Annotated in this window: 16 protein-coding genes; 5 read left to right on the top strand and 11 right to left on the bottom strand. The window is 47.7% G+C overall.

Annotation, left to right across the window (positions count from 1 at the left end; translation table 11 throughout):
• Positions 1-171: 171 nt before the first annotated feature.
• Both V4534_00870 and V4534_00865 read right to left on the bottom strand, forming a co-directional pair.
• Entirely contained in the window at positions 172-945 is a 774-nt protein-coding gene (locus V4534_00870) for a hypothetical protein (GenBank protein MES2503409.1), read from the bottom strand.
• Positions 946-1,346: 401 nt separating this feature from the next.
• Positions 1,347-2,924, bottom strand: coding sequence for a hypothetical protein (locus V4534_00865; protein ID MES2503408.1), 1,578 nt, complete (start codon positions 2,922-2,924; stop codon positions 1,347-1,349).
• A gap of 2,391 nt (positions 2,925-5,315) precedes the next feature.
• Between V4534_00865 and V4534_00860 the strand changes: the two genes are divergently transcribed.
• The 3 genes from V4534_00860 to V4534_00850 are packed head-to-tail and all read left to right on the top strand — an operon-like array spanning position 5,316 to position 6,959.
• On the top strand, positions 5,316-5,855 hold the full coding sequence (locus tag V4534_00860) for a cob(I)yrinic acid a,c-diamide adenosyltransferase (GenBank protein ID MES2503407.1): 540 nt from the start codon (positions 5,316-5,318) through the stop codon (positions 5,853-5,855).
• Positions 5,840-6,355, top strand: a complete 516-nt coding sequence (locus V4534_00855) for a FliH/SctL family protein (GenBank protein MES2503406.1) — start codon at positions 5,840-5,842, stop codon at positions 6,353-6,355. Before V4534_00860 ends, V4534_00855 begins: the two co-directional genes overlap by 16 nt.
• Before the next feature lies 1 nt (position 6,356).
• Positions 6,357-6,959, top strand: coding sequence for a hypothetical protein (locus V4534_00850; protein MES2503405.1), 603 nt, complete (start codon positions 6,357-6,359; stop codon positions 6,957-6,959).
• Between the two features lie 4 nt (positions 6,960-6,963).
• Here the strand turns inward: V4534_00850 and V4534_00845 are convergent, their stop codons facing one another.
• From V4534_00845 to V4534_00815, 7 genes are all read right to left on the bottom strand, one after another.
• Entirely contained in the window at positions 6,964-7,749 is a 786-nt protein-coding gene (locus V4534_00845) for a hypothetical protein (protein ID MES2503404.1), read from the bottom strand.
• 51 nt (positions 7,750-7,800) lie between these two features.
• Positions 7,801-9,438: a hypothetical protein gene (locus tag V4534_00840; protein MES2503403.1), complete on the bottom strand. Its 1,638-nt coding sequence runs from the start codon at positions 9,436-9,438 to the stop codon at positions 7,801-7,803.
• A 2,800-nt stretch (positions 9,439-12,238) separates the two neighbouring features.
• Positions 12,239-12,655 carry a 23S rRNA (pseudouridine(1915)-N(3))-methyltransferase RlmH gene (locus V4534_00835; GenBank protein ID MES2503402.1) on the bottom strand — a complete coding sequence of 139 codons (417 nt, stop codon included), beginning with the start codon at positions 12,653-12,655 and terminating at the stop codon, positions 12,239-12,241.
• Positions 12,656-12,696: 41 nt separating this feature from the next.
• Positions 12,697-14,535: a hypothetical protein gene (locus V4534_00830; GenBank protein ID MES2503401.1), complete on the bottom strand. Its 1,839-nt coding sequence runs from the start codon at positions 14,533-14,535 to the stop codon at positions 12,697-12,699.
• 81 nt (positions 14,536-14,616) lie between these two features.
• Positions 14,617-15,486, bottom strand: coding sequence for a hypothetical protein (locus V4534_00825; GenBank protein MES2503400.1), 870 nt, complete (start codon positions 15,484-15,486; stop codon positions 14,617-14,619).
• Positions 15,487-15,575: 89 nt separating this feature from the next.
• Positions 15,576-17,255 (bottom strand): bifunctional UDP-sugar hydrolase/5'-nucleotidase, encoded by a 1,680-nt coding sequence (locus tag V4534_00820; protein MES2503399.1) that lies wholly within the window; start codon positions 17,253-17,255, stop codon positions 15,576-15,578.
• 40 nt (positions 17,256-17,295) lie between these two features.
• A complete protein-coding gene (locus tag V4534_00815; GenBank protein MES2503398.1) occupies positions 17,296-18,078 on the bottom strand; it encodes a hypothetical protein in 783 nt (260 codons plus the stop codon).
• 94 nt (positions 18,079-18,172) lie between these two features.
• Between V4534_00815 and V4534_00810 the strand changes: the two genes are divergently transcribed.
• Positions 18,173-18,970, top strand: a complete 798-nt coding sequence (locus V4534_00810) for a hypothetical protein (GenBank protein MES2503397.1) — start codon at positions 18,173-18,175, stop codon at positions 18,968-18,970.
• On the opposite strand, the gene V4534_00805 is transcribed toward V4534_00810, so the two are convergent.
• Both V4534_00805 and V4534_00800 read right to left on the bottom strand, forming a co-directional pair.
• Positions 18,967-21,600 (bottom strand): ankyrin repeat domain-containing protein, encoded by a 2,634-nt coding sequence (locus V4534_00805; protein MES2503396.1) that lies wholly within the window; start codon positions 21,598-21,600, stop codon positions 18,967-18,969. The two genes, V4534_00810 and V4534_00805, sit on opposite strands and share 4 nt — an antisense overlap.
• A gap of 46 nt (positions 21,601-21,646) precedes the next feature.
• On the bottom strand, positions 21,647-22,723 hold the full coding sequence (locus tag V4534_00800) for a hypothetical protein (GenBank protein ID MES2503395.1): 1,077 nt from the start codon (positions 22,721-22,723) through the stop codon (positions 21,647-21,649).
• A 105-nt stretch (positions 22,724-22,828) separates the two neighbouring features.
• Here V4534_00800 and V4534_00795 point away from each other — a divergent pair, with 105 nt between their 5' ends.
• Positions 22,829-24,298 carry a hypothetical protein gene (locus V4534_00795; GenBank protein ID MES2503394.1) on the top strand — a complete coding sequence of 490 codons (1,470 nt, stop codon included), beginning with the start codon at positions 22,829-22,831 and terminating at the stop codon, positions 24,296-24,298.
• Positions 24,299-24,332: the final 34 nt, after the last annotated feature.

Raw genomic sequence — 24,332 nt, 5'->3', positions numbered from 1 at the left:
CTTTTGCTGCTTATTTCCGCCATCTCGATATCCAACGGCTCAATTTCAACCCAACCCGTTGGACTCGAAGGCTTTGAGCCGCCGGCGCCTAGTGATAGAGAGTAGATAAAGAGAATTAAACTGAGCTGCCTCATCTAGTGAATAACAACTAAAAAGATGGACGTATTCGAGTTAGAAGTCGAATGCCTTTCTTTGTAAGCATACAACACCAAAACTCTGGGCCGCATCAATGGACAGTTGTCTGTTCGGCTTAAATGCCGCTCTCGTGCCTATAGGACCAACCGAATAAAGCCCAGCATAAAACGGGCCGAATAGAAAATCAGTATGACAACTGGGATAGTAATAGGGCAAATTTGGTTGCGGCTCATTCTCACAGTATCCGTTGCCAGTATAGTCGTCGTAAACGGTCTTTGTTTTAAAGTTAGCAGTAGAGTCACCGGCTCCGAAAAAAGCGACTGGTGTGTTGCTCACATTTTTCACACAAAGGGGGGACAAGGTAAACGAATTGAAATAAGCAACCGAGCCGGGATAACTACCAGTTTGGGTTCCGGACCACGAGTTGTTAACATACTGCGTTGACAAATCTCCCATCGCAGGAGTGGCGGGGTCGAAATTTATTTTCTTAAACCAGTTGTAAGGTATTGTTCCACAATCGGTCCTCCAATAGTTAGAAGAATAATCTTGACCGTAAGTTCCACTCATTCCGCTCCACACAATAAACTCATCGCTTGCAGTACCATGCTTGTCAGTAATATTATGCGTATAGCCTGTACCATCTGGGGCTATGTAACCTGCCTGAGAGGTATTGGTAAAAAGATCTATGCGGTTTAACCCGGAGAAACTTGGGATAAGCGATGTTGGCGAATCCGGCATAGCTACAATCAACGCTGTCCAGTCTGCGACATCTCTCACCTTGGATATCTTTGACTGCTGAGCCTGAGACATGCACCAGTCATCCAACGAATCATACCCCTTAGCCATAATATTGTAGATATAGTCATAATTGGAACATCCGCTTACACCGCAATTGACTGTAACCCCTGGTCGTATTGGATCTGTAGCAAACCAATACCGGCTGGCGGGGATAGCAGGTTTCACACATACATTTCCCGAACAAGTATTAATCGGGGCCGGACAATCGAGGTCCCGAGTGCAATTCCCATCTTTTAACAACTGCCAAGAGCCACTCGAATCGCAATAGTAACCAGGCTTTGGGTCAGCTGCCGCACAGGTTGAGCCTTGAACATCCGCATCGATGGAATTTGTCGACTGACAAGATACAAGTAAGACAAGGAAAAAACTTAGGCAAATGTTTAGCATGTAACTCCCTAAAAAAGAGAATATCCTTAATCGCTAACTGGGTTATAAGCGCCTTCAAAATTAGCCAAAGGAGCCCCAGTAAAATCATTCGGATAGAGTGCTGGAAGAGTGGAACTAGATCCTATCCCCCAGCCTTCGGCTGGAGCACAGTTAGTATAAAGCGGAGATACACAGTTAACAAACTCCGATTGGGAGCACTTATTGATAGCCCCGTACCTGTCAGCAACCGCATTATAATTAAAGGTCGACTGGGTGGAAAAGCCCGTGCCCGATATCTGGGCAGCAGCGCTCGGCGGTATGCCGCAAATTTCTGTGTCCAAACCCGAACATCGGTTTCCAATGCTATTCCCGGTTGAATTAGGATTTGGTATGTATCCTATAGATGGACACACATCCAAATAGCTATAGGAACCAGGTTTTCCAGTTGGTGCGGGGTTAGCTGGAGCAGTAAAATTTAGAACCGGCGCCAGTGCCCCTATCGGGAAACTGGGGGCAGCCCCCCCTTGAAAGCGGTTTCCGGCCCACTCTGACATCCGCGAACTGTTGATCGCATACAATGCCTTATTATTTCTAAATAGGCTGTTCACCACGGTAGAACCAGCGCCATCAAATATGGCTCCATTCGGTTGGTTATAGGCTCGGTTATCTATCAATGTTAGGTTTTGCAAAGTAGCGGCCGGCGCTTGTTGAGAAATATGAATCGCTCCGCCAGAACTACTAGCCCAATTATTCACAAATATTGAACTTGCCACATTGACCGTACCTTCAGCATAAATACCTCCCCCGCTATTGTACGCATGGTTGGCACTAAATTTAGAAGCAAAGATATTCAAACTTCCGGCGGTTATAGCGACTGCGCCTCCATTTGCGGGAGGCCAACCGCATGCCCCCGAGGTACTACACACCATTCCCTCAGGGCAAGCGGCAGCGGAAGTGCACGCGGGCTGGGGAGCGCCTGTACACGGCCCGCCTCCTGGCGGGCACGTAAGACCTGAAGGACACGTGCCCGCGCCCCCAGCAGTACACAGTGGCTGTAAAATTGAAGGGATGCCGCTACTGATGTCGCTAATGATTGAATTGCCAAAAAAAACGACATTTTCTATCCGATTCGCGGAGCCCGAGGATTCCGAACTAATTCCTCCACCCTGCAATTGCGCATGATTAAGTGAGAGGACGGAATTGTTGAGCAACATCGTGCCCATATTGCGAATTCCCCCTCCACTGCCCGAAGTTGAGTTTTTATCAAGTCTTAAGTTTCTCAAAACTGCGGTGGCTGCCTTACAAATGGTAATACCCCCAGATGCTTGCTGCGCGCCACAATAGGAGTCTGTGACTGAAGAATCCCCATTAATCATCTGGAAACCATCAAAGATTACCGACACGCTGGTTTGACCGTCCCCAATGACGAGCGCTGGATCACTGCCTGCTGATAATATCGTCCCGCTGTAACCGTTCAAACCCAAAGGCGCAGGGGTCGCAAGAACATTATCCGTTCGATCATAGATACTGGACTCCTTCCCATTAAAGCCGCCAAAGACAGCAATATTTTTTTCCAAAAGGATTGGAAATTTTTCTGAAGAAGAAACAGAACTGCCGTTTTTCACCCAAATTCCGTAGCCACAGGGACATCCCGTCGAAGGCGCTGCGATCCAACCACTGCTCGAAAATGCATTACCCTGCGTACAGCTTACCGTTGTTGGCCCCGTATTATCTAATAAAGCCAAAGCAGAAGTTACGCTGGGCACAGCAGTTTCAAAGTTCGATCCCGAGGTGCCTGAGCTGCTATAATCGACATAAACTGAGCAAGTATTTTTACACGAATTACTGCAATGACCGGGCTGACCATTCCCTCGGCAGGTTTTATTGGTAGCGCAATCGTTGTCAGGCTGCCCATTGGCCAACAATGGCACGCACGACGTACCGGCCGAGGAGCAGGTCCAGCCGTTGGCACAATTACCACAGCGAAGACCTACTGAGCCTTCGTCGCAGGTCTCACCATTGCCCACATATCCATCGCCACAAACAGACGTAGCACAGTGACCTGCGATACATGTAGATAGTGAGTCACAGGATTCCGAAGTTGAACACGAAGCAGCGGGCCCGCATTGATTGTTAATGCAAGTGTTACCCGGGCCGCAGGCTGCGGGGTCGCATTTCATTTCGCACTGCCCATTTTGACACACGTAATTTCCAGAGAGCGAGCAGACATGGGTACAACCAACCGCTTGGCAAGTTCCGTTCGGCGGGTTGCTGGTCGGCAAACAAGCCAGCCCAGAAGGGCAATCCGATTTCGTTGTATTACAACTCAGCTGGCACACCCACGCCCCCCCCGCCGAAACACAGGTTCCCGTCGGATCGCCAGGCGAATCACTTGGCAAGGGGCACGATCCCGTGCCAGTGCATAGGGTTTCACATGTACTGGTGGAGCCGGCAGATGGAGTAAAACAAACGTTACCGGTCGTGCAAGTAGCACCGGAACAACCGGGCACACAAGTCGAACTCAAAGCGCTACACGCATAGCCAGGCATGGCGGCGCATTGATTACCCGAAATTGTGCACGAAACTTCACAGGTGTTGGTGGTCTGATCCCACACCTGACCTTGGCCGCAACCGCAAGTTGCCGAACTGCAAGGTGCCTTACACAGGCCGTGACCACAAACGAGCCCATTGCCGCAATCCGAATTGCTACTGCAGGTGGTAGCGCAATAGCCAGAACTGCCAACTTGCTTCACGCAGGTGGGCAGGCCTAAACCTGGTAAATAGCTGCAATCATCTGCTGAATTGCAGCTGTCTTCACAAGCGGAAACAACAGGGTTGCAAATTTGCCCTACGGAACAAATGTTCGGTAGCGCTGGATTGCACCCACTTTGGCAGAAGTTGCTTTGAGGGTCGCATACTTGATTCGAGCTACACATTGGAGAACAGCTACCTACAGAAAAATTCTGTATTTTACGCTGCTGCTCATTTGAGCAAGCTGTAAAAAAAACCGCCATTATTCCCCAACTCAGAAGCAAATTTTTCATAAAGTTCCACAATACGGCGGGCTGTTTGCCGTTAAACATTGCAATTCAGGCGAGCAATCTGCTTGTGTGGTACACGCCTGGGTACATGCGTAAACCTCTGGCGGGCCGACCTCCGGCCTCTCACAAACAAGTTTTTTATTGGAATTTAAACAATAATCCTTGAAGCGCGAAACGTCACAACCCAATTCACAGGAACAGGTTCCTTTTAAAGTCAGCGGCGCACTGCGAATCGGATCCGCACACGAAGTCTGTCCAGTCGCGCAACCCGCAACACAAGTAGCCGTTATGGGGCTGCAAACATAGGTAATTGTTGGTTGAGGGCTAAGCTTTTGAACAGTTTGTGGGCAGGAAGCGGCGCCTGGCGTGCACCTTTGTTCACAAGTATTCGTAACAGCATCTTTGGTCATATTGCTCCCTGCACAGCCAGTTGACGATGAGAACTTGCAAAACCCATTAGTAAGAGTGAAGTTACTAGGACAATCGGACCCACTAGCAGAAGCAATCGCACAAAACCCTGCAATCGTGCAAAAACCCTTTATTGGGTTGCATATAGCTTCTGAAGTTGAACAATTTGGCTCACAAGCTCCAGAAATGGGACTACACACTTGGCTGTCCGGGCAATTGCCACTGGCGGGACAAATCGCCCTACATTGCCCAGCGCTAGAGCCCGTCGGAAAGTTAAAATCGCATACCTGCCCTGGACATTGCGCCTGAGAATTGCATTCGGTTACAGGAGAAGGATCATTGCCATTGCCGCCATTTCCTGGGCCGTTAGGGGTTGCCTCCTTGCTGCATGAAATCACAAATACGCATAAGCTAAAGAAGCATACAAACTTTGAGCAAGGCAACATACGCCTTAAGTTTAGTAAATCGACTCAAGCGTTTTCAAGTCAGAAGCCTAAATACTTTGGTAAATCGAAATTTAAGCCGTCTCATTGTTTTGAACTAGGATTCAGGATAGACACGTAGTCGATGAAACTTTACACCAAACGAGGTGACGCCGGCGAAACCGATCTCTTCGGCGGCGAAAGAGTGTCCAAAGCACACCCGCAGGTTTTAGCCTACGGAAGCATTGACGCAGCCAACGCGGCCATCGGCTTTGCCGCAGTAATCTCCATGGACCTGCAGCCTGAACTTAGACAAATCATGTCCGATTTGTTCGATGCAGGTGCAGAGCTTGCGTCCGTTGCAACACGCGTTCAAGAAAACAGCTTGCTCACCGACCAACGCATTGAACAGCTCGAACAAATTATCGACACCGTAGATGCCCAGCTGCCACAGCTAAAAAACTTTGTGCTACCCACAGGCAGTGAACTAGCTGCCCGCCTGCACCTGGCCCGTACGGCTGTAAGGCGTGCAGAACAAGAAGTGATTCTTGCAAAAGAAAGCGGCACTCAAATTAGACCCCAAATCATAAAATACTTGAATAGATTAAGCGATCTGTTGTTTGCTTGGAGCAGACTGGCTAATATTAATACCCAAACCGAGGAGATTCTGTGGGCGAAACCTTAGACGCGGCCATGAGCAAAATCAGCGCCGAAGAAGCTGATGCAAGAAAAGAAGCTCAGGCTTTAATTGACGAAGCCAAAAGCGAGGGCAAACAAAAAGGCGCATTGCAAGCCGCGCAATTAAAAGAGAAGCTTACCAAGCTCAAGACCATCTACGCCTCTGAGATGGAGCCAGACTTGGTGCGCAACGCCCTAAGCGTGGCCCAAACCTTGGTATCCAGCGAGCTCAAATCATCCCCCGACGCCCTTTTGCGCTTTGTTCAAGAGGCCTTAAAAACGGTATCCGAAGCTGAAATCATCCGCATCAGAGCCAATCCCGCTCACACCCAGATTCTCAAAAACAATAAAGAGCAGTTAATCAACCTACTTCAAAGAGCGAAGGACATCGATATCCGCGAAGACAAACAAGTCTCCGAAGGCATCTTGCTGCAAACCGAATCCGGCGTCATAGACGCCCAGCTCAAAACCCAAGTAGAAGAAATTTCAAGGGTCCTGGGGATATAAAATGGCAACCATTATTAAAAGCACCGAAAAGCCAGCACAGATCCCAGTGACTCGTTCAGTCGTCGTCAAAGGCAAAGCCTACAAAGAGCAGCAAGATATCAAAGAACTCTACGTCAAAGCCTTCGCCGACCGCCGCAGCATCATTGACGAGGCTAAGCAACAAGCCGTCCTAGCCAAAGAACAAGCCCAAGTCGAGGGCGCCAACGAAGCCTTCGCCGAAGCCGCAGAAATGGCCGTGCAGATCTTCATGGACCGCGCGAAGGAATGCGCCGACCTGAAAGCTCCCTTAACCCGCTTGTCGGCAGAGATTTCCAAGAAAATTTTAGGCGGGCCGTTAAGCCTGGACAAAGCAAACCAGGAAAGCGTTATCAACGACGGGATTCAAAAGTTGCGTTCCAGACGTAAGTTGAAAATCCAAGTCAGCAACCCAGAAACGCTGGCTGCCATCCAAAAGCAGCCTGATTTTGAGATTGAAGCGGCTACGGATTTGCCGCCTGGGTTTTTGAGGGTGGTCACAGAGGTTGGGAGTGCGCTTTGGGATGAAGGACATGCACGAACGAAGATTATATCCATGTTGGGTTCTAATTCAGCGAATGAACCGTGATAGCTCAAGGGGCCCTGTCTACACAAGCTAAACCTATCGTCTGCCCACATTGACTTGGGTTACCACAGTCGAGCAGGCCCCCGGTGCTATAGCAAGTATTAGCTTGCCCTGATGTCGCCGCCCAAGATACGCCATTGACTTGGCAAGAGGGATCTAAATAATAATTGGCGTTTTGAGTAGCCAACATACCACTCCAAAAATACCCTGTGAAGGCTGGCAATAAATTATTAATTCCATTTTTATCGTATACAGAGGGCGTCACTCCAGCAGTTGACTGACCATTGGGCGCAAGGAAGGTAGGGTAAGTTGACAGCAATGCCATTCTGGAGTTTTGAGCAGTGCCTTGCGCATTAATTAGGGCGTACCATTTTCGTTGCATTCTCATTGCGGGATATATTGACTGCTGCGCCTGAGTAGCACAAAAGTCATCTAAAGAGTCATAGCCTTTCGCCAGGATGTTATATATATAGTCCTGTGTATTGGAACTAGAATTCAGCGTAGCACCACTCTCGATCCCGTCTGTCATAAACCATACAGGGGAAGCGCTAGGTTGAAAGGTGCAAACATTGTTTGTACATACCTTGCCCTTGGCACACCCATCTATGTTGCCATTAGTATTGGTACCGCACATGCCATCTAACAGTGCTTTCCATGTACCACCTAAGCAAACATGACCTTGACCATCACTCTGCCCCTGAGTGGTACAAACTGACACATCGATGCCATCCGCCAGATTTCCCGCACAAGCAATAAACAAAATTGGTATCGTGACAAATGCAAATAGGCGCATAATTAAGTGTACCGCAAACATGGGCATTTATTCCAGTTCATGCGCCTTATTTTAACTGCAAACACCGTTAGAGCAGGTTTTACCTAATAGGCTGCAGTCGGAATCATCATTACAAGGCACACAGCCGCTGGTGCAAGTTGCTGGAACATAAGCTCCCAAAATAGGTACTTTAAATATATTTCCATTTATGTCTGAGCTCACAGACGTAACGACAACACCCGGAATCTCCTTGCCAGAAAATGGCTGACATCGACGATAAGTCGGTGCTGCACAGTCTGCAAATTCCTGTGGAGCGTTACACTTGTTGCTGACTGCGTTCGAATTAAAAGTAATATTGTTTCCGAAACCAGTTGTAGTTGGAATGCCGCAAAGCTGCGTATCAGTCCCAGTACACACACCCATCGGACTATCTCCCACAGATGTACTATTGTAAACGTAGGCGTTGGCCGGGCAGATATCCAGGTACGAATACACGGAAGGTTGAAAGGATGGTTGTACTGGATTCGTCGTTGAGGTCACAACGATATTTGGGTTAATCGAGTTAATTGGCACGGTTGCCGTCCTATTACCCATCCACTCCAATAAATTACTAGCATTAACAGGATACAACCCTTGGTTGTCTCTAAATAAGCTATTTTCAATTGTTACGTTGCCACTAGAGCCGTCATAAACTCCACCACCACCTACCGTGTAAGATTTATTATCCTTAAAAGTTAAATTCGACAAAAAGCTGGTGCGCACGTTACCCAAATAAACCGCGCCCCCGGCATTACTGGCGGAGTTCGCGACAAATATAGAGCTCGTCACATTTAGAGGCGATGTAGAATAAATGGCGCCTCCATTCATATAAGTGTGGTTAGAATTGAATTTGGATCGACGAATCGTCAATGTGGAACCGCCTCCAGGGGCATTAGAAGTGATTGCTCCGCCCGCAGCAAGAGGCCAACCCCCAAATGGACCTGAGCATTTGGATAAAAGACAACTTTGCCCCGGTAAACATTGAACGTCTGAATTACAAGGAAAGGGAATCGGCAGGGTTGGGCTACCGATACATGGCCCTCCCGCCAGAGGACAAGATAAGCCAAAAGGACATGTACCCTGACCACCCGCCGAGCATACCGGCTGAAGAAGCCTCAAATTCTCGACAGAATTTTCATAGAAAACAACGCCATCAATGGTACTTTCCGGCAGAGAAGATGCAGCCATATGGCTTACTCCTCCTCCTTGACTACCCGCATCATTCAATATGACTGCCGACTCTTTTAAAACCATAACGCCTGTATTCTTAATAGCGCCGCCATCCAAATCCGAATGATTTTTTACCATCCGGAGATTTTGAAGCGTGGCCTTAGCGTCTTTACAGATAGTAATTCCGCCCGAGGGTGAAGGAGCAGAGGTATCAGACGCACATGCAGCAGCACCTCCAATGCTAGACTTACCATTCAAAAGTTGAAATCCATCTAAAGTAACTTTCGAAGAGCCCGAGCCTCCTACCCCTAATTGCAATAAGGGTTCGGCACTGGCGTTATTGATGATTGTTCCACTAAACGAGCTGCTTCCTAAGGGCTTAGCGCCGGATACTAAATCCTGGCGATCGTAAATAGAATACTCACTTCCACTAAATCCACCATAAATATTAAGGGAACCATTCACAGTTATTTGAGAATCCAAATATTGGCCATTAGCCATCCATACGCCATATCCGCATGGGCAAATGGCGACATCAGGAGCCGTAGACCAATAGCTTCCTGTGCCCTGTGGGTCGGGGCAAATGCCTGAGGGTGTCACACAAACACAACTGCTCCCCTCAGAGAGAGTCGTTAGGCCCGCTGGACAAGCAGCGTTACCATCACAAGATATAGGAGCGATATCTACACCCAAAGCAGTCGACAATAGATTGTGTAAACTCTTAGGACTCGTTGCTGCGGCTGTGGTGAAGGGATTCGTAGTATCTGAAGGAAATACCGTTACCGCGCAAACCGTCGAGCAATCCGAACTGCAATGACCATTCAAACCATTTCCTTGCGGTTTCCCGCTGGGGTATACACATTGTCCATAAGTCGGAGACTCCGCACCGATGCAAGCTGCCTCTCCAGCGTTACAGATTAGACCATTTCCGCAATCTGCATCGACGCAGCATGACGTGTTCAACTTCCCTTCATCGCAGGCTTCCTGAAGAGTGGTCTCAACAACCCCATTACCACAGTGATCTGTCTTGGCGTTAGAGACCGAACATGCCCCATTCACGCAAACGCTCCCGCTCCTGCAGCTCCCAGCGGTACACAGTTCTTCGCAGATTCCAAACCGATTGCACGTTTGGGTCAAAGCACACGCGTTAGACGCACTGCAAGAGCCACAAAGGCCCGTCGCTAGATTGCAAGCTTGGCTATTGCCACAAGAACTTACTGTGCACTTGGCCTGACAAGTACCATTGGACACATCACACACCTGCCCTGAAGGGCACAAACTGTTATCTGTGCAAGCCACACAGGTCTTATTGACACACGGCTCACCGCTGCTACACGTTGCACCGGTACATGAACAGCTGCCACTCTCACAAGTTGTGCCTACAGAGCATTGCGAGTTTAAGTTGCAGGCGCCACACAACCCAGAGCTCAAGTTACATATCTGACCATTTAAGCAGGAAGTAGCATTACATGGGGCCTGACAAGCGCCCTCATTGCAAATCCAATTGGCATTTCTTGCGTTGCATTCCGAATTAGCACTGCAAGCACCACACTGTGATGTTTGAAGATTGCAAATCTGGCTAGCCGGGCATCCTGCGCTAGAGGTGCAAGCTGCTGGCTCACAATAGCCATTCGAACATTGCTGATTTGGCGCAGCACAGGTTGTAGAGCATCCGGTTAAATAGCAGAAGTTAATGCTGGTATTGCAGCTCAAATTAGTTTGTTTATCCGGCGACGCCACTCCGGCACATGAACCACCGCCGCCACAGTTAGGCGCGCAAATACCTCTAGAGGTATCACAAACCAAGACATTCTTTGAACTATCCGAGCCAGGCGAATTGCAGTCTGCCGTTGTCTTGCAAGTCATTTCGCAATATCCAGGAGCGGTTGTTGAAGAGCTGCACTGTATGACCCCATTGGTATTTCCGTTAAGTTCGTCAGAACAATTATTATTTTGCTGATTACATCCAGCCTGGCACGTGCCCGTTAGAGGATTGCAAATTTGTCCCGCTGTGCAGGGCGCACCAGCTCCGCCAGCATTTTTGCAAGGAACTTGGCACGTTCCTTCACCATTTTGTGGCCCTGCAAACAAATAGTCACAAACCAAATTCGCTGGGCAAGAAGTTGTCGCACTGCAAGCAGCACCAACGTTAGCAACGCTTTGTTCGTACGTACGTGAGTCAATCAACCAATTCGATTCGACCTTTTTAGCATCAGAGCACCCAGATGAAAAGCCAAGTGCTAAAATTATAACCCCAAATATCAAAATCGGTCGAAAATCACGCATATTACAACTGTAAAGCTGAGCGGGCCTAAAATACAAGCTTACAACTTGAAACAAACGCAGCTTTAAAACCTATTTACAGGCACCATCAACACATTTTAGACGGTCTGTGGAGCTGGGCCCAGCGGTGCCTTGTGGACAGTAGTAATCAGGTTCAAAACATTTAATCAAACAAAATGGTCCATCCTGCAGGCTACTTTTGGAACAAGTTAGTCCTGGGGCGTCAGAACACGCAGCGCCTGGCGAGGAACAACCAACTTCACATGTACCACCATTGGCTGAACCCTGATTAATCGCACACACCTTACGCAGCGTATTACTGGAACAATCGGGCGACTGAGCACATTGCGGGGCACACACCGCGGTCACCCTGCTGCACCTGTATGTGACAGGGTTAGAGCCAGGTATTTGAAGCGAACTCAGCTGACTTTCGCACAAATCGTTGTTGAAAGAACATTGAAGTTCGCAGGTTTGCGTGATGGGATCGGAAGTTAGCTGAACGCCCTTATATGTGCCTAAACATCTATTTTCACTAGCGAACTTACAGAAATTGTTGGCGGCTTTAAAATTCGATGGGCACCCCGCACCGCTGGAGGGAATGGCGCAATAACCGTCAGGTTTAATACACACAGCCCTAATGGAATTTGAAAAATCTAATTTATCACATAAACCACCACTATCAGCACAACTCGGCTCGCAAGCTCCTGAGATGGGGCTGCAAACTTCACCCGCCGGGCAATTGCCATCTGCTGGGCATATCGCCAGACATTGCCCAGCCTTCCCTCGAGACGGGAAGGTAAAGTCGCACACCTTTCCCGACGGACACTCGGCACTAGTGTTGCATAGAACAATGGGTTCTTGGGGCCCATTGCCTCCCGTTGGAGGCGATACTTCTTTACTGCACGCGATGCTCAAAAGAAAAATCAAGGCACTGACAGCCTTAAAACCGGTAAATCCCATATAGGCTAAGTTAGAACAGAGCCGTACTCTATTTCAAGCTTACCTAAATATTAATATCTTATATCCTATGATAAGGTCCGCCACGCGCTATCTCGCCAGCCCTGTAGACCTGTTCTGCCAACATGCACAATGCTAACTTATGCGGCAAAGTTAATCGAGACAAAGACCACACAGCATCTGCAAGCTTTTTTGTCTCAGCATGATGGCCATCTGGAGGCCCGATTAAGAAGGCAACTGGCCGAGGCTGTTCGATAAGCTTGTGAAGTTTCTTCGAAAATTCAATTGAGTTAAGCTCAACGCCATTTTCGTCTAACAAAACCCGATAACAACCTTCTGTTACAGCCAACAACTTATTGGGTTTAACCTGCTTTAATTCGGGACGGAACAATAACTGCGTCCGTTTGATATAATCCTGAGCCAGTATTTCAAATGGGTCTTTGGAATTCTCAAACGCTGTAGCAATTAGCACTCTCATGCGGTGAGAGTGCCAATTTTAAGTATAGATCGCAATATCCGTCAGAAGCTCGTATCCAGGCCAAAGAGAGCTCTCCCTGCTGGCGCAGGGCCCGCTGGAGTGGGACCTAACATACCGCCATGGAAATCAGCCATAGCAACAAAGTGGTTTTCGTTTAACAATACGATATTTAATAAAGGGTCATGATTTAGGTCTATCGGTCCAAAATTGCCTCCGACATCTGGCACTACGTTTGGACCTTGAAGCACGTTAATCTGAATATTTATATCATAGAGCTGAGCTAGCAACATTAAGTCAAGATTATCAGCTGCCGGACCTTGCTGTTGACCGAACCATTGGGACCATTGGTTAAGGTGGTGCTGCGTTAACTGTTCGCCTGGCTGCAGAAAACCTCTTGCTCGTAAAATAGCGGTCAGTCTTAGGAGAAATTCGTTATCGTTCGCCAATAATTGCGGGATGGAAAGGATGCGTTGGAACTCTGTTATAACATCATCGATAAATATCGAGCGCGAAAGTCTGAGAGCAATGCCTGCTCGTGCTGCTGCGGCAGTCAGCGCATCAAATGCGCAATCGCCGCGTAGATCATACACGGGTCGGGCTTTCTTAACCTGTTTTGAGGGAGAGTTGGTAGCCGCTGGTGTCAACGGAGTGCCACGTGAATAAGAGCGATCCATGACCTTCGCTGGTGAGCGTTCTATGGAGATGTCCGCGCGTGTTGTTGTCGCGGGCGAATGCTCATTAATGAGGCCTTTAAATGGCGTCGCGTCATAGCCCATCATAGGCGTAACCGTAGCCGCTTCCATTAAGAGATGTTCCATGTCCATAAAACCAATGTCGATTCCGAGATTCACTCGCATTAATCGAGTAAAATAGCTTCTCAAGAATAAAGATGCACTGCTCGGCATGTTGGGCACTCTCAGTTTCAAAGCAACATCATAAGCTTGAACCAAAAAGTCGACTAAATATGGGCGGTTTTCGAAATACGCAGCGGCTATCTCATTCGGGGTTTGAGCAACATGATCTTTGCGTTGAAGAAACCCATTAACCAGGCTTTCAAATCTCTTTTCAACACAGCCTGTGCCACCACCTATCCAATTTCCTACGTCATCCAAGGTTATTTTAGCGGGAACCAATTCGAATACTTGTCGCAATAAATTTAACCATGCCGGCATCCTTTCAATCAAAGGTTGATGTTGATCCCAATGCAATGCATGGATTGCTTTAGGTTTAACGTTTGGCAGAATCGATTGAAGATATTCTTTTAAACCATCGCCTTGAAGATCACCCTGTGAAATTCGATTAGAAAGCTCTTCATTGTGAGCGTGGAAATCCCGGAAATATTGAAGCAAATCAATGGTTTGTTGTATATCATATTCACTTCTAGCCTGATGCAGATGGTTAGAAAAAATACGGATATACTGGTCCCAGTCTTGTAAATCTGCCTCAGAAGCATTGTAAGAAGCAATGTTGGCTGCAGCAGGCTTAACAGGCTTTTTCGTTGCCTTGGTTACCTTTTGCTTTTCTCTAACCGCTACCGGATTGCGCAACCTTTCGGCCTCTTGCCTTTCATTCAAAATCTCATTCTCAATGCCAAACAGGTGCTGCAAGCCCTTTGTATGTTCTGGACTGAGTCTTCCCCTTCTTCTTTCGTAATCGGCTATCAAAAACGCCATGTTACTTGCTTCAACGACATCGAGCATGGTCACTTGACCACGAAGAAGTCGTTCCAACGTAATGCTATCGTCAGCGTCCTCTTCATCACTTTCAATAGGAGAAGGCAGGGGGATAGCAGGGCCTTTTTTCCGCCCAGCCTCTAAGCTAGGCTCGAAAAATAGATTAAAAAAACAAGAAGCAATTATTAAGGCAGAAATTTTATTCATACAATACAATCCATCAATTTAAATATTGAATGGAATAATAATTGTATTAAATATAACAGTCAACAGGGTGACGATTTATCCCTATTTAGCTGCCTTGTGAGTGCGGTGCCCCATCCCGGCAGGGGCGGGTCCCGACGAGGGCTGTGGGGCTGACAGCCAGCGTGCGAAATAATTGCCAAAAGCCCGGATTCTCTGCTCTAAACAACCGGAGCCGGATCCAATCCAGGTAATTATTAAGTCGATTGGAACACCACTTTCAAGTGCATGTATAATCATACCCAGCAAATTAGGTAATCTTTCAGCAAGGTGTTCACCTTCATCGATGTGAACCGCATGAATGTTCATCACAGACGTACCAAGCATCGCAGCAACATATCCACGTTGAGCGTCGCCAGTCAGTCTATTTCCGAGAATATGTTCAACTAAAACCGCATTTTGAGCATGAAACGCTCGGGCAAAACGTAATTCTCTCAGAGCAGTTCCGGCATATTCATGGTCGGATGCCTCAATAGCAGCAAGGATCTGATCCCACTGAGCCATTTGGAGCTGAGTCGCGTTTTCTGGGGCCACCAATCTCGTAGAAAGTGTCGCTGCCACGGGACCACGCTGACCCATATGAGCCATTTGACGGCGCTCGCTCGCTTGCTGCCGTTTTTGCGCAACGAAATCTCTTTCCTGTTGGCGCAACGCCTCGATGTCACTTCGCCGCGCTTTAAGTTGAGTTTTGCCCTTGCGGCGTTCGAAATCCTCGATCAGCGTATCCAAATTTAAGTCGTTTTCGCACATATCCTTAATTGTTTTTGAACCATCCAATAAATCTTCCAACTTAATAGTATATTCAGAATCTGATGCAGCGCCGTCATCTTGCTGAACGGGCGGCGCAGGTGGTTTTGATCGCTTTCCAGCGCTAGCAAAATTGACGGATAGTATTAAAATTAAAAAGTATTTCATGCGCGAAGTTATGTGGACAAATCAGCGCTCATTGTCAACTGGATATTCAATAATAATTGATTTTATTAAAAAAATCAATTAAAGCAACATTAAATATCTTCATTTCTCCATCGACCATCGATTTTTCCAATAAAATTTGGTCGCGTTCGAACAAAATCCTCCACCAACAGCTCTCTCAATATCCCCAAATCTTTCACAATCGGAATCTGTTTAAAGCCATCGAATCTGTCCCCGCCAGTCGCTAGAAAATCGATGGTTGCGATACGGAAATGTTTAGGTGCTTGTGGATTAATGCCGCTTTGTTCGGTGTATAATATCGGCCCGCCAATTTGTTCAACTCGAAGTAATTTGGCTGCTAAGTCTAACTTAGCATCTCCAGTGCAGTGCCTGCGATAACTCACTGTGAGGCCGCTTTGAAAGAGCGCGCCATAGGCTCCACAAGTGACGATGGACTGTTTGAGCAAAGCGATTAGATTTTCGATGGGCATAGGATCTAAAATTAAAGCTCTGTTGGAAAACGGGGAGATTTTGAAAAAGTCTTCATAGCTTAGATCTGATGCCGGCAGATTCGCCCTGATACCGCCACCGTTTAGGAAGGCTATTTCGGTGCCGCTTATGCGCCTGAATTCGTCGGTCAGCAGATTTGCTAAGGCGTTTTCGTTAATATAGTCACGGGTGATAGGCGCAGCGGCTTTACCGACGGGCCTGCCAGAAAAAGGCGCGATGTCTCTGCGGGCTTGCTCCAACAGATTTTGGACGGCGCCGTTGAAATGAGGGCCTGTGATGGGGTTGCCGGCGGAGCTTTGGGTGCGCGCGTCTACTATTTTTCGGGCACTGCTATCCCACACCAAGTCGACTCGGTCATAAAAATGGCCCCCCGATCCGGTTTGAACGTAAGGAACGCCATTTATACGTCGGCTATAGACTTGGTGCGTATGCCCGGAGATGACCGCATCCACCAATCTTTCGGGCGAAGTCAGCTTTTCAATGACGGCTACATCGCCATCATGAACGACCATGATGAAAATATCCGCTTTGCCTTCTAATTGTTTACGGATGCGCTTGTAATGCTCTTCTTCGTCTCCGAAACATAGGTCTGCGACGTTGTCTGCGGTGGTTAAGATATTCGTGTTCACGTTGTCTATACCAATCAGCGCCACGCGCAGCCCGGCAACGTGTTTAATCAGGTAAGGCTTTAGAAACGATGGCTGCCGGGCTCTCGACCAATCTATTTGGGAAGCAGGGCCCTTAGGCAGACATCCTGTGTTGGACACTGCTACAGGCGCACCTGCAGTATCCATGAGCGAGTCTTTATAGAAAGTGTTGGCGGACAAAAGCGGCACGCCTGTTTGGAAAGCTGCCTTCTCCAGCGCTTCTCTACGTCTGCTGGTGTCGGCACTTTGGTCAACGAGCCATCCAATGGGGCCGAAGTCATAGTCATGGTTGCCAGGGACAATGGCGTCATATTGGATGAGCTTCATCGCGGCGAAGATGAGCATGCCTTCGGTATAGTTGCTGATCAATGTGCCTTGGAACTGGTCACCGGCATCGACTGTCAGCACCCCTGCCCGTTGGTCGTAACGGTCTTTGGTCCGCTGGCGGATGTCATCCACCATACCAGCCCACATAGGAAAGTTAGGCTCGATGCCGCCATGAATATCGTTGGTACCCAAAATGGTGACCAACCTCTCATCAGGGCCAAGCTCGATGTTTTGTGCGCGAACAACCGTTGTAATAGCCAGGGCAAAAACCAGCATACATATCTTCATAGATATAGTTAGTCACGAAGCTGTAAACTTGGCAGAAATTTTATCTGTCGAGGCTCTGAGCAACAACTTTCTTCATTCGAACAAACGCACCTAAATAAGACGCCAATCTCGGAACAAATTGATAGTTAGCTTCGCCTGTATAAATCACCATAACAGTGTTGGTCTTAAAACCAGTGAAAACAAGGACTTCTACCATTCGCCACCGCTCGTAAACAGAACTGGATTCAAAATAACTGGTCACCGATGCATGTTTTCGCCGGCGCAAACTCTCAAAATGCTGAACCTCGTCATCTGTAACATTTCTAGCCATACGGTCACTCGGATGCGCAACTCGCACACAATTAGAAACATCTCCCACGATATCTCCTACAACATCTCCCACAAAATTTCCGTCAGCTTTATGGAAGTCCTTGATGATGTCCCAAGCAACAAGCACCTTTTCGGGACATTTCAAACCAGCATATCCGTAAATCCTCGGTTCCAAATGTTTCGAAATCTGTACCGTAAGCCTGAAAATAGCCGGCTTTTCCTGTACTACCTCCGCCCAGGTAACGGGCGCTAAGGCCTCCACTTCATGGGGTATTGTATCTTGAGAACTACTCGCAACCGTAGCATTTGCCTCAGGCATTGCCCGGGGTAGCGCTGCAACCATTTTACCATCAATATTATACGGGTTATGTCTAAACCACCGCGGCGGCTCGTCGGGTCCAGCATTTGCAGGTTTTACTTGAAGAGTTGAAAGGGCTGTCAGGGCGAAAATAAAGGCTCGCAACGAAGATCTACTCATCAGCGGCGCCATAACAGCTTGAATTACGTTACTCAACACAAAGAATGGGCCCCTTGGCATGGACTTTGACTTAAACGAATTTAACTGTATTATATATTTCTTTAAATAAATAAATTAATTAGGATAAATCATGACCATTAAACTATTTTTAGTAATTGCCATATTTGGTGCAGTGAATTGCTTTGCCGCGGAACACTTACCTCCCGATTTTGTTAGCCAACCCCAGCTGCAAAATGAATTCAATGTTGCCTATCAAAACAGAGATTGGTGCAGGTGTGTCCACATTGCTTCTCAAATGGTACGACTAGTTAGCGAAGACGCCCTAGCCAAGGGGTATTGGACAGAAATTTACAACGACCTTCGGTCAAGACTCATTACGGGACCAGAAGCAACTTACTTGAAATTCTACCAGAATAGGGATGCCGAAAATGCCGCGATTTACGCAGCCCGATTAGGCCAAATCTATGGTCAAATGGGTGATTCAGTCAACGCGGAACTCTGGGCAAATCATGCAAACGAGCTACTCGCTTACTTAAACAGGCGTACTCTAAACGAATTGGAAGCTGGAGACGTAGTAAGAACTTCGGAAGAAGATATTCGAGATGAAATTGAAAAAAATCAAACAGATGCCATAGAAGCGATTCTATTACTAAAAGACCTTGAGCTATCTGAAGCGAAAAGAAAAGCGCGACAATGGTGCAGGCCAGTTAAGTATTTAGCGACTGCGTTCGACTTAACAGAACAGCATTTCCTGCTCTCTTTGACAGAACTCAAGCACTTACGACCTATTTTAGCATTACAACAATCGCACGATCTGCTAATTGCGAGAATCGAAGCGCGCGAACAAGCGGAGCTGGACCAAAAAAACGCCATTAAAGAAAAAGCACGCCCTTTTGTCTCGCGAGTTCGAAGTGCAAGTGCTTATTAAGGGCTGAGAAAAAATATTTCTTCAATCAGTAGGGTTGACTGCGCCAGGGTCCATTTTCCGCTTGCCGTGAGCGCTTGGACGGCCGTGTTGAACTGTGGATCGCCGTGCTCTCTGGGTAGGCCCGTGTTGGCTAGGATTTCCCCAGCTCTGCGAATGTCATCTTCGTTAAGTTCTCGCGCCCTGGGCAAGGTGCCTTCAGGCACTGAGGCCCATTTGAGCAAAACTTCAATCTCCTCTTGCAGGTCATTCATGGCCAGAGCCAATGGCTCCGAGTAAGGCGCCTCGGCCAAGTTTGCTTGTTCGACCAATTTGTCTTTCAATAAGGCTTGTTTTTGACTCGCCAAGTGTCTCATCAGTGCGGGCGGATTTGCCTTGGTTAGGCCCAGCTTGCCCCCAGTGACCAAAGGGTCGGTGGCAGGGTCCGCTGGCTCCAGCAAGTCCATGCTCAGCAATAGATAAGGTATGGCTATGTCTGACAAAGCATAATCAGGGCCGACAAACAGTTGCTCCGAAAGAGTCTCAAAGTCACTTTCAGCAACGCCGGCTAACAGATACTTAGATATCAGTTCGGAAATGGTCGAAGGGGAAATTTGCTTGGTAGCGACGGCCTGAATCACGGCTTGAATCATACGCTGCGTCGTGTACTCGTTTGAGAACTCCTCGATCAATGCCGCTTGACTCATGCTGAAGCTTGGGTCGGCTTGGTATGAAGCGGTAGCGTCCAAAACACCTGCTTCCTTTCCAATTGCTGCGATAACACCGTTGTAAACATGGACACTGTTATTTTTAAGTTTTGCCCTTGCCATGACAATTTTATCGACGATTTCAGCACGCAAGCGGTATAAAATATCTTCGAGCTGGCTTTCTGGCAATAAATCGCGTTCAGTGCTCGGCATGTTATCTGACAACAATCGCCGTGCGATAGAAGCGCCTTGGAACTGAGGGGTAATGCATTTATCGGCGCTTTCGACCAACTCTACCAAAGCGGATTTCTTGGTTTCCACAGGAATGCTCTTATCAGCAAGCTTTAAGGCCACATGCTCCAAGTTTGTCCGCATGGCATCGTACATAACTTTGCGTTCTTGTGGATCTTTAGGAAGCCCGGCGATGTTAGTTTCCCGCCTTTCGACATTTCCGAAAACGATGCCTAAATTCATGGCTTCTTGATGGCTCAAAAAAGCGCAATACTTTGAAACAAAGGCTGAAAGGGTGGGATGGTCCGCATAAATCCGGGCTAGATTCTCTTCCGATAGACGATGCACGAACTCTTTTTTTGGCAAAACACGTTTCGACCGATTCTCCCGCATGAATAAAACATCTTTGATAGCCGGCAAAGTCGCCAGGTACAAAGCCACGTCATACATCCTTTTAGAAACCGCAACCTGAAGGGGTGTTTGACCTTGCGGATTGCGACACTGTATTTGTGCGATATTCATTCTTTTCAGCAAGGATTTTGCCAAATCTGGGTGGCCATTTTCAAAAGCGAGCGCGAGTGCGTTTTGACCACCATCATTCACAATCGTTAGGTGGTCCGGTGTGAGCTGTGGCAATGCCAAAATCGTGTCTGCCAAAGGGCCATGACCCATTTTCGCGGCCAGCATTAATAAACTGTTGCCTTTCAAGTCGCGGCATTCAAACATGCTATGAGCCACAACTGTGATGCCACGAAGCTGTATTTGCTCCCAATAGAACTCCAAATCTTGCGCCGTGCGTACAAAATCCAGAGCACCTACCCCAGCTCGATTTTTGGAGACAATTTGACTCCAAGTCATTTTTGCCATGAGTAGCTTAGCAAGCTCGGTGTAGTGGTATCTCAAAGCCAAACACAATGCGGATTCATTCGCCGCATTTAAATGCCCAGCGTGATCTTCAGGCAGGCCGGGGGTGTTCAGGATCAAGCGCGCAAGCTCTGTGTTTCCCCGCTTAACGGCTTCTATTAACAGCGAATTTCCACGTGCATCCCTCCAAGTAAAAACCGATTTTAGCCCGGCTGGCCTTTTAAGTATTTCGCTAATTACGTCAAAATCTGCTCGACTGTGCAAATGATCTAAAATGCCAGTGCCATCAAAGTTATTCATGCGAGTCACTAAAAGCTTCGCAAATGTGTTGGTAGGTCGCGTCAACGCCCAGAGCAGCAAAGGCCGACCTTCAACCCGCCCTGCCTCAATTTGCTCGGGCGACATCTTATCCAGCAACTTCCTAACCCCATTTGTCAAATTGCGCTTGATGGCCGCAACCAAAGCGGGTGTACCCAAAGTATTTAAATCTACTTCTGAAAATAGGGTCGGAAAATTCTTTAAGTCCCTTTCACCCGCCATCATCTCCTTGAGAAACTTGCGAGATTTGGCCAACGCGTTCTGTAAGTCGGTATCAAAAAAGGAAAAATACTGCTTCGCTTTTAGGCTCTTATTAATATCGTCAATATCTGACTTCTTCAGACCGCCTTTAATCGAGTAATATTTTTCTATATCTTCCAGCTTTGAAATATCAGGCGGAGCCGTTCGCGGCACAGGTAAGGGCGAACGTTGAAAACTATCCCGCCTGTCCACCCGCACAGGCGACTCAATTTCAGGTACATTCGGCAATGACAAAGACCGGGGAGAAAAAACTGAAGTCGGAGATGTACGCATAGGGCTTGCCTGTGCAAACCCTCGCCATTAAAATTAGATTCCTATCCTACTGGGCTGATTGCAAGCGGGCTTTGGCGCGTTGCAACTCAGCAATCCCCCGAGAAGCTCGTTCATCATCCATTGGTAGCTTGCCTAACGCCTCCAACTGAGCATCAATCTCACTTAAGGTTAGATCTCTTTCCCTTAAAGAAGATATGTGAGCCGCCAACTCTTTATAACCTAGCCTTTTAGCAACAACGAGTATATTTTCGCCTGCGGAATTCACCTGCGTCAACAGCTCTTTCGAGAAGAAAAATGGGATTGCTGATACTGGCTCCTTACCTTCAAAAATCTGCTGCACGTAATTTCTTGCATATTCCAACTCAGTTTTGACCGCGGCATCGGCACGTAAAAGCCAAGGCAAGTTCTCAATTAAGCCCGGCGCATATTTCTTGCCAAGAATGCGTCTGTTATTAAGATTAGCTGGCTTAGCATAGGCCTCGAGCCGTGCCGCCATTTTTTCCAAAAATTTGTTAGTCGGACTAGCTTGAACTTGTAACTTAAGCAAATCATGAGCTGTCCTAAATAAGCTGTCCTGTGCGTCCAAGCCTTGGGCCCTAGTTTTAGAAACAAGTTGCTCCATGATACGGGTGTCTTTATGTTCTATAGCCAACATAAGGGGCGTCTTTTTATTCTCACCGCTAATGATGAGCTGTTCTGCAGGCAAAAGTTCAATTAATTTTCGAGCCAAATCAGGCACATTTTTAATCGCCATATGAACAGCGGTATCGTCCGTAGCGTTCCTTCGAACCAATTGTTCCTGCGAATAAAACAAGGGCAGCGCACTGCCTGCGACCGATCTTCCTCCTAGCACGCTGTCCAAATATTTATTCGACTCCGCCAACGCTTTTTTTACGGGATTGCGTTGAAAGAACCACTTTGTTTTAGAACGAGCGATAGCTTCTTTTATCTCTGCCTTGGTTAGCACTTTATCGCGCAGAGAACTTATATCAAAACTGCCTCCCTCTCTGGGGTCCGCAGCAGGCAGATCAGATACATCGGACGTACGGCGTACTGTAGCAGCTTCAGCCGGTCGAACGTTCTCACGAACTCTTCCCGCCGGTTCAACACCAAATCCAGACATATTACCACCTCTATTGTTTACATTATATTACACTAAAAGAGTCATTTGCAATCTTCACGGCATTGCATCGCAAGTGAATCGAGGTAAACGGCTGCGGTGGCTAATATGACTCGTCTTCTCTTAATTCTATCGCTCCATGCTGGTTTCGCTAAAGCTTATATTCCAACAGCTCATATAGCAGGCGGTACCACGGAGCTGGCGAACTATTTTGCTGTTCACCATGCCCTGCTTTTCACCATCCAAAAAGCCGCGAGCTCGCCTCATGTTGACTTTATACCCACCTTGGCACTGGTAGGGGGCATTCAGATGCTGGATACAGTAGAGACCGGTGTTCTTGTTCCAGTTATTAACCATGTCCCACGAATTGCGCCTTATAACGTTCTCAGAGAGCTGCCTGAGGTGGACATATCGCCCAGTGTTATTTACTTATTGGGCTATAAAGGTTTCGAAATTGACCAATTCGAAAGCGGTAAGCGCGCCATAAGGCGAACGATGCAGCTGGCACAAACATTTTTTTCTCTACAAAAGATTATAGATCTCTGGCGGCTTTTAGACCCCCCGATAAAGCGGGTTCCCACAGAATCAACCAGCCCTTTAGAAATTCTGGTGGCAGAGATTTCCAAGGATTCACTACACGATGATGTAGGGATTCTACACGACAACCCCGCAGTACTAGACTTGATAGGTCCCCCGACCTCTCCTTCGATCTCTTGCTCGCCATCATCCCTCGATTGGCGCCCGCCCGAGGACAGTTCTACGACAACTCCCTCCCTAGGGTGGCAGGGGCTGCTTGGCTCTCCACTTATGGAACAGATTTCTCCAGCCAGGACCCCGATAGCAGGATGCTTTGGCCCTTTCATTAAACCACTGCCAATTCCCGAAGGTGAGCGTTCAACCTGGATTGGCTCTGGCGGGCTGGGTACAGTATATGTTGTAAAACCATCAAACGGCCCAAGTTTTGCCTTAAAAGAAATACCTACTATTCCTGTGTTACATCAGCAGCTAGGAAAATCTATCAATACAAACGATGACCTACACTACTCGGCCAGATTACTGGTAGAAGTGCGCGCATTAAACGCTCTCTCTGGGCATCCTCATATTCCAAAATTATTGGGCTATGCATTAACTCCTGGCTGTTTAAAAATAGCCATGGATCTTCTCGAAGGACAACCGCTCTCACCTTTAACGCCATTGCCTGCGGGGCGCCTAAAGCTGGTGATATCCCAGGTTTTGAAGGCTCTACAATTTGCGCATGCCAGTGGGATATCTCATCAAGATATAAAGCCTACCAACATCTTTCTAGATATACAGAACACTGCGACTCTCATTGACTGGGGAGAAGCCCGCTTTTTCAAACCATTGGGGTCGCCTTTTATTTCGGAACAATACCTGCCGAAGGGCACACCTGGCTATGGCCACCCAACCAGCAGTAATCTGATTGAAAGAGATTTTTATGCCTTAGGCATCACCGCTCAGCAAATGCTTCGACAGGAAGATATCTCGTCTAAATGGGAAGCCTTTTTCACATCGCTGAAACAGGGGAAGCCAGACACCGCTTGGCTTTCGGCAGAGTAGACCTAGACGATTTGAAGCTGCCGTGAAAAACAAC

It is taken from the genome of Myxococcota bacterium (assembly GCA_040387835.1).
In the GTDB taxonomy this organism is placed as follows: Bacteria; Myxococcota; UBA727; order UBA727; family JABDBI01; genus JAZKCZ01.
Note: the sequence above shows the minus strand (reverse complement) of the source record. Positions and strands in the feature narration are given on the sequence as shown.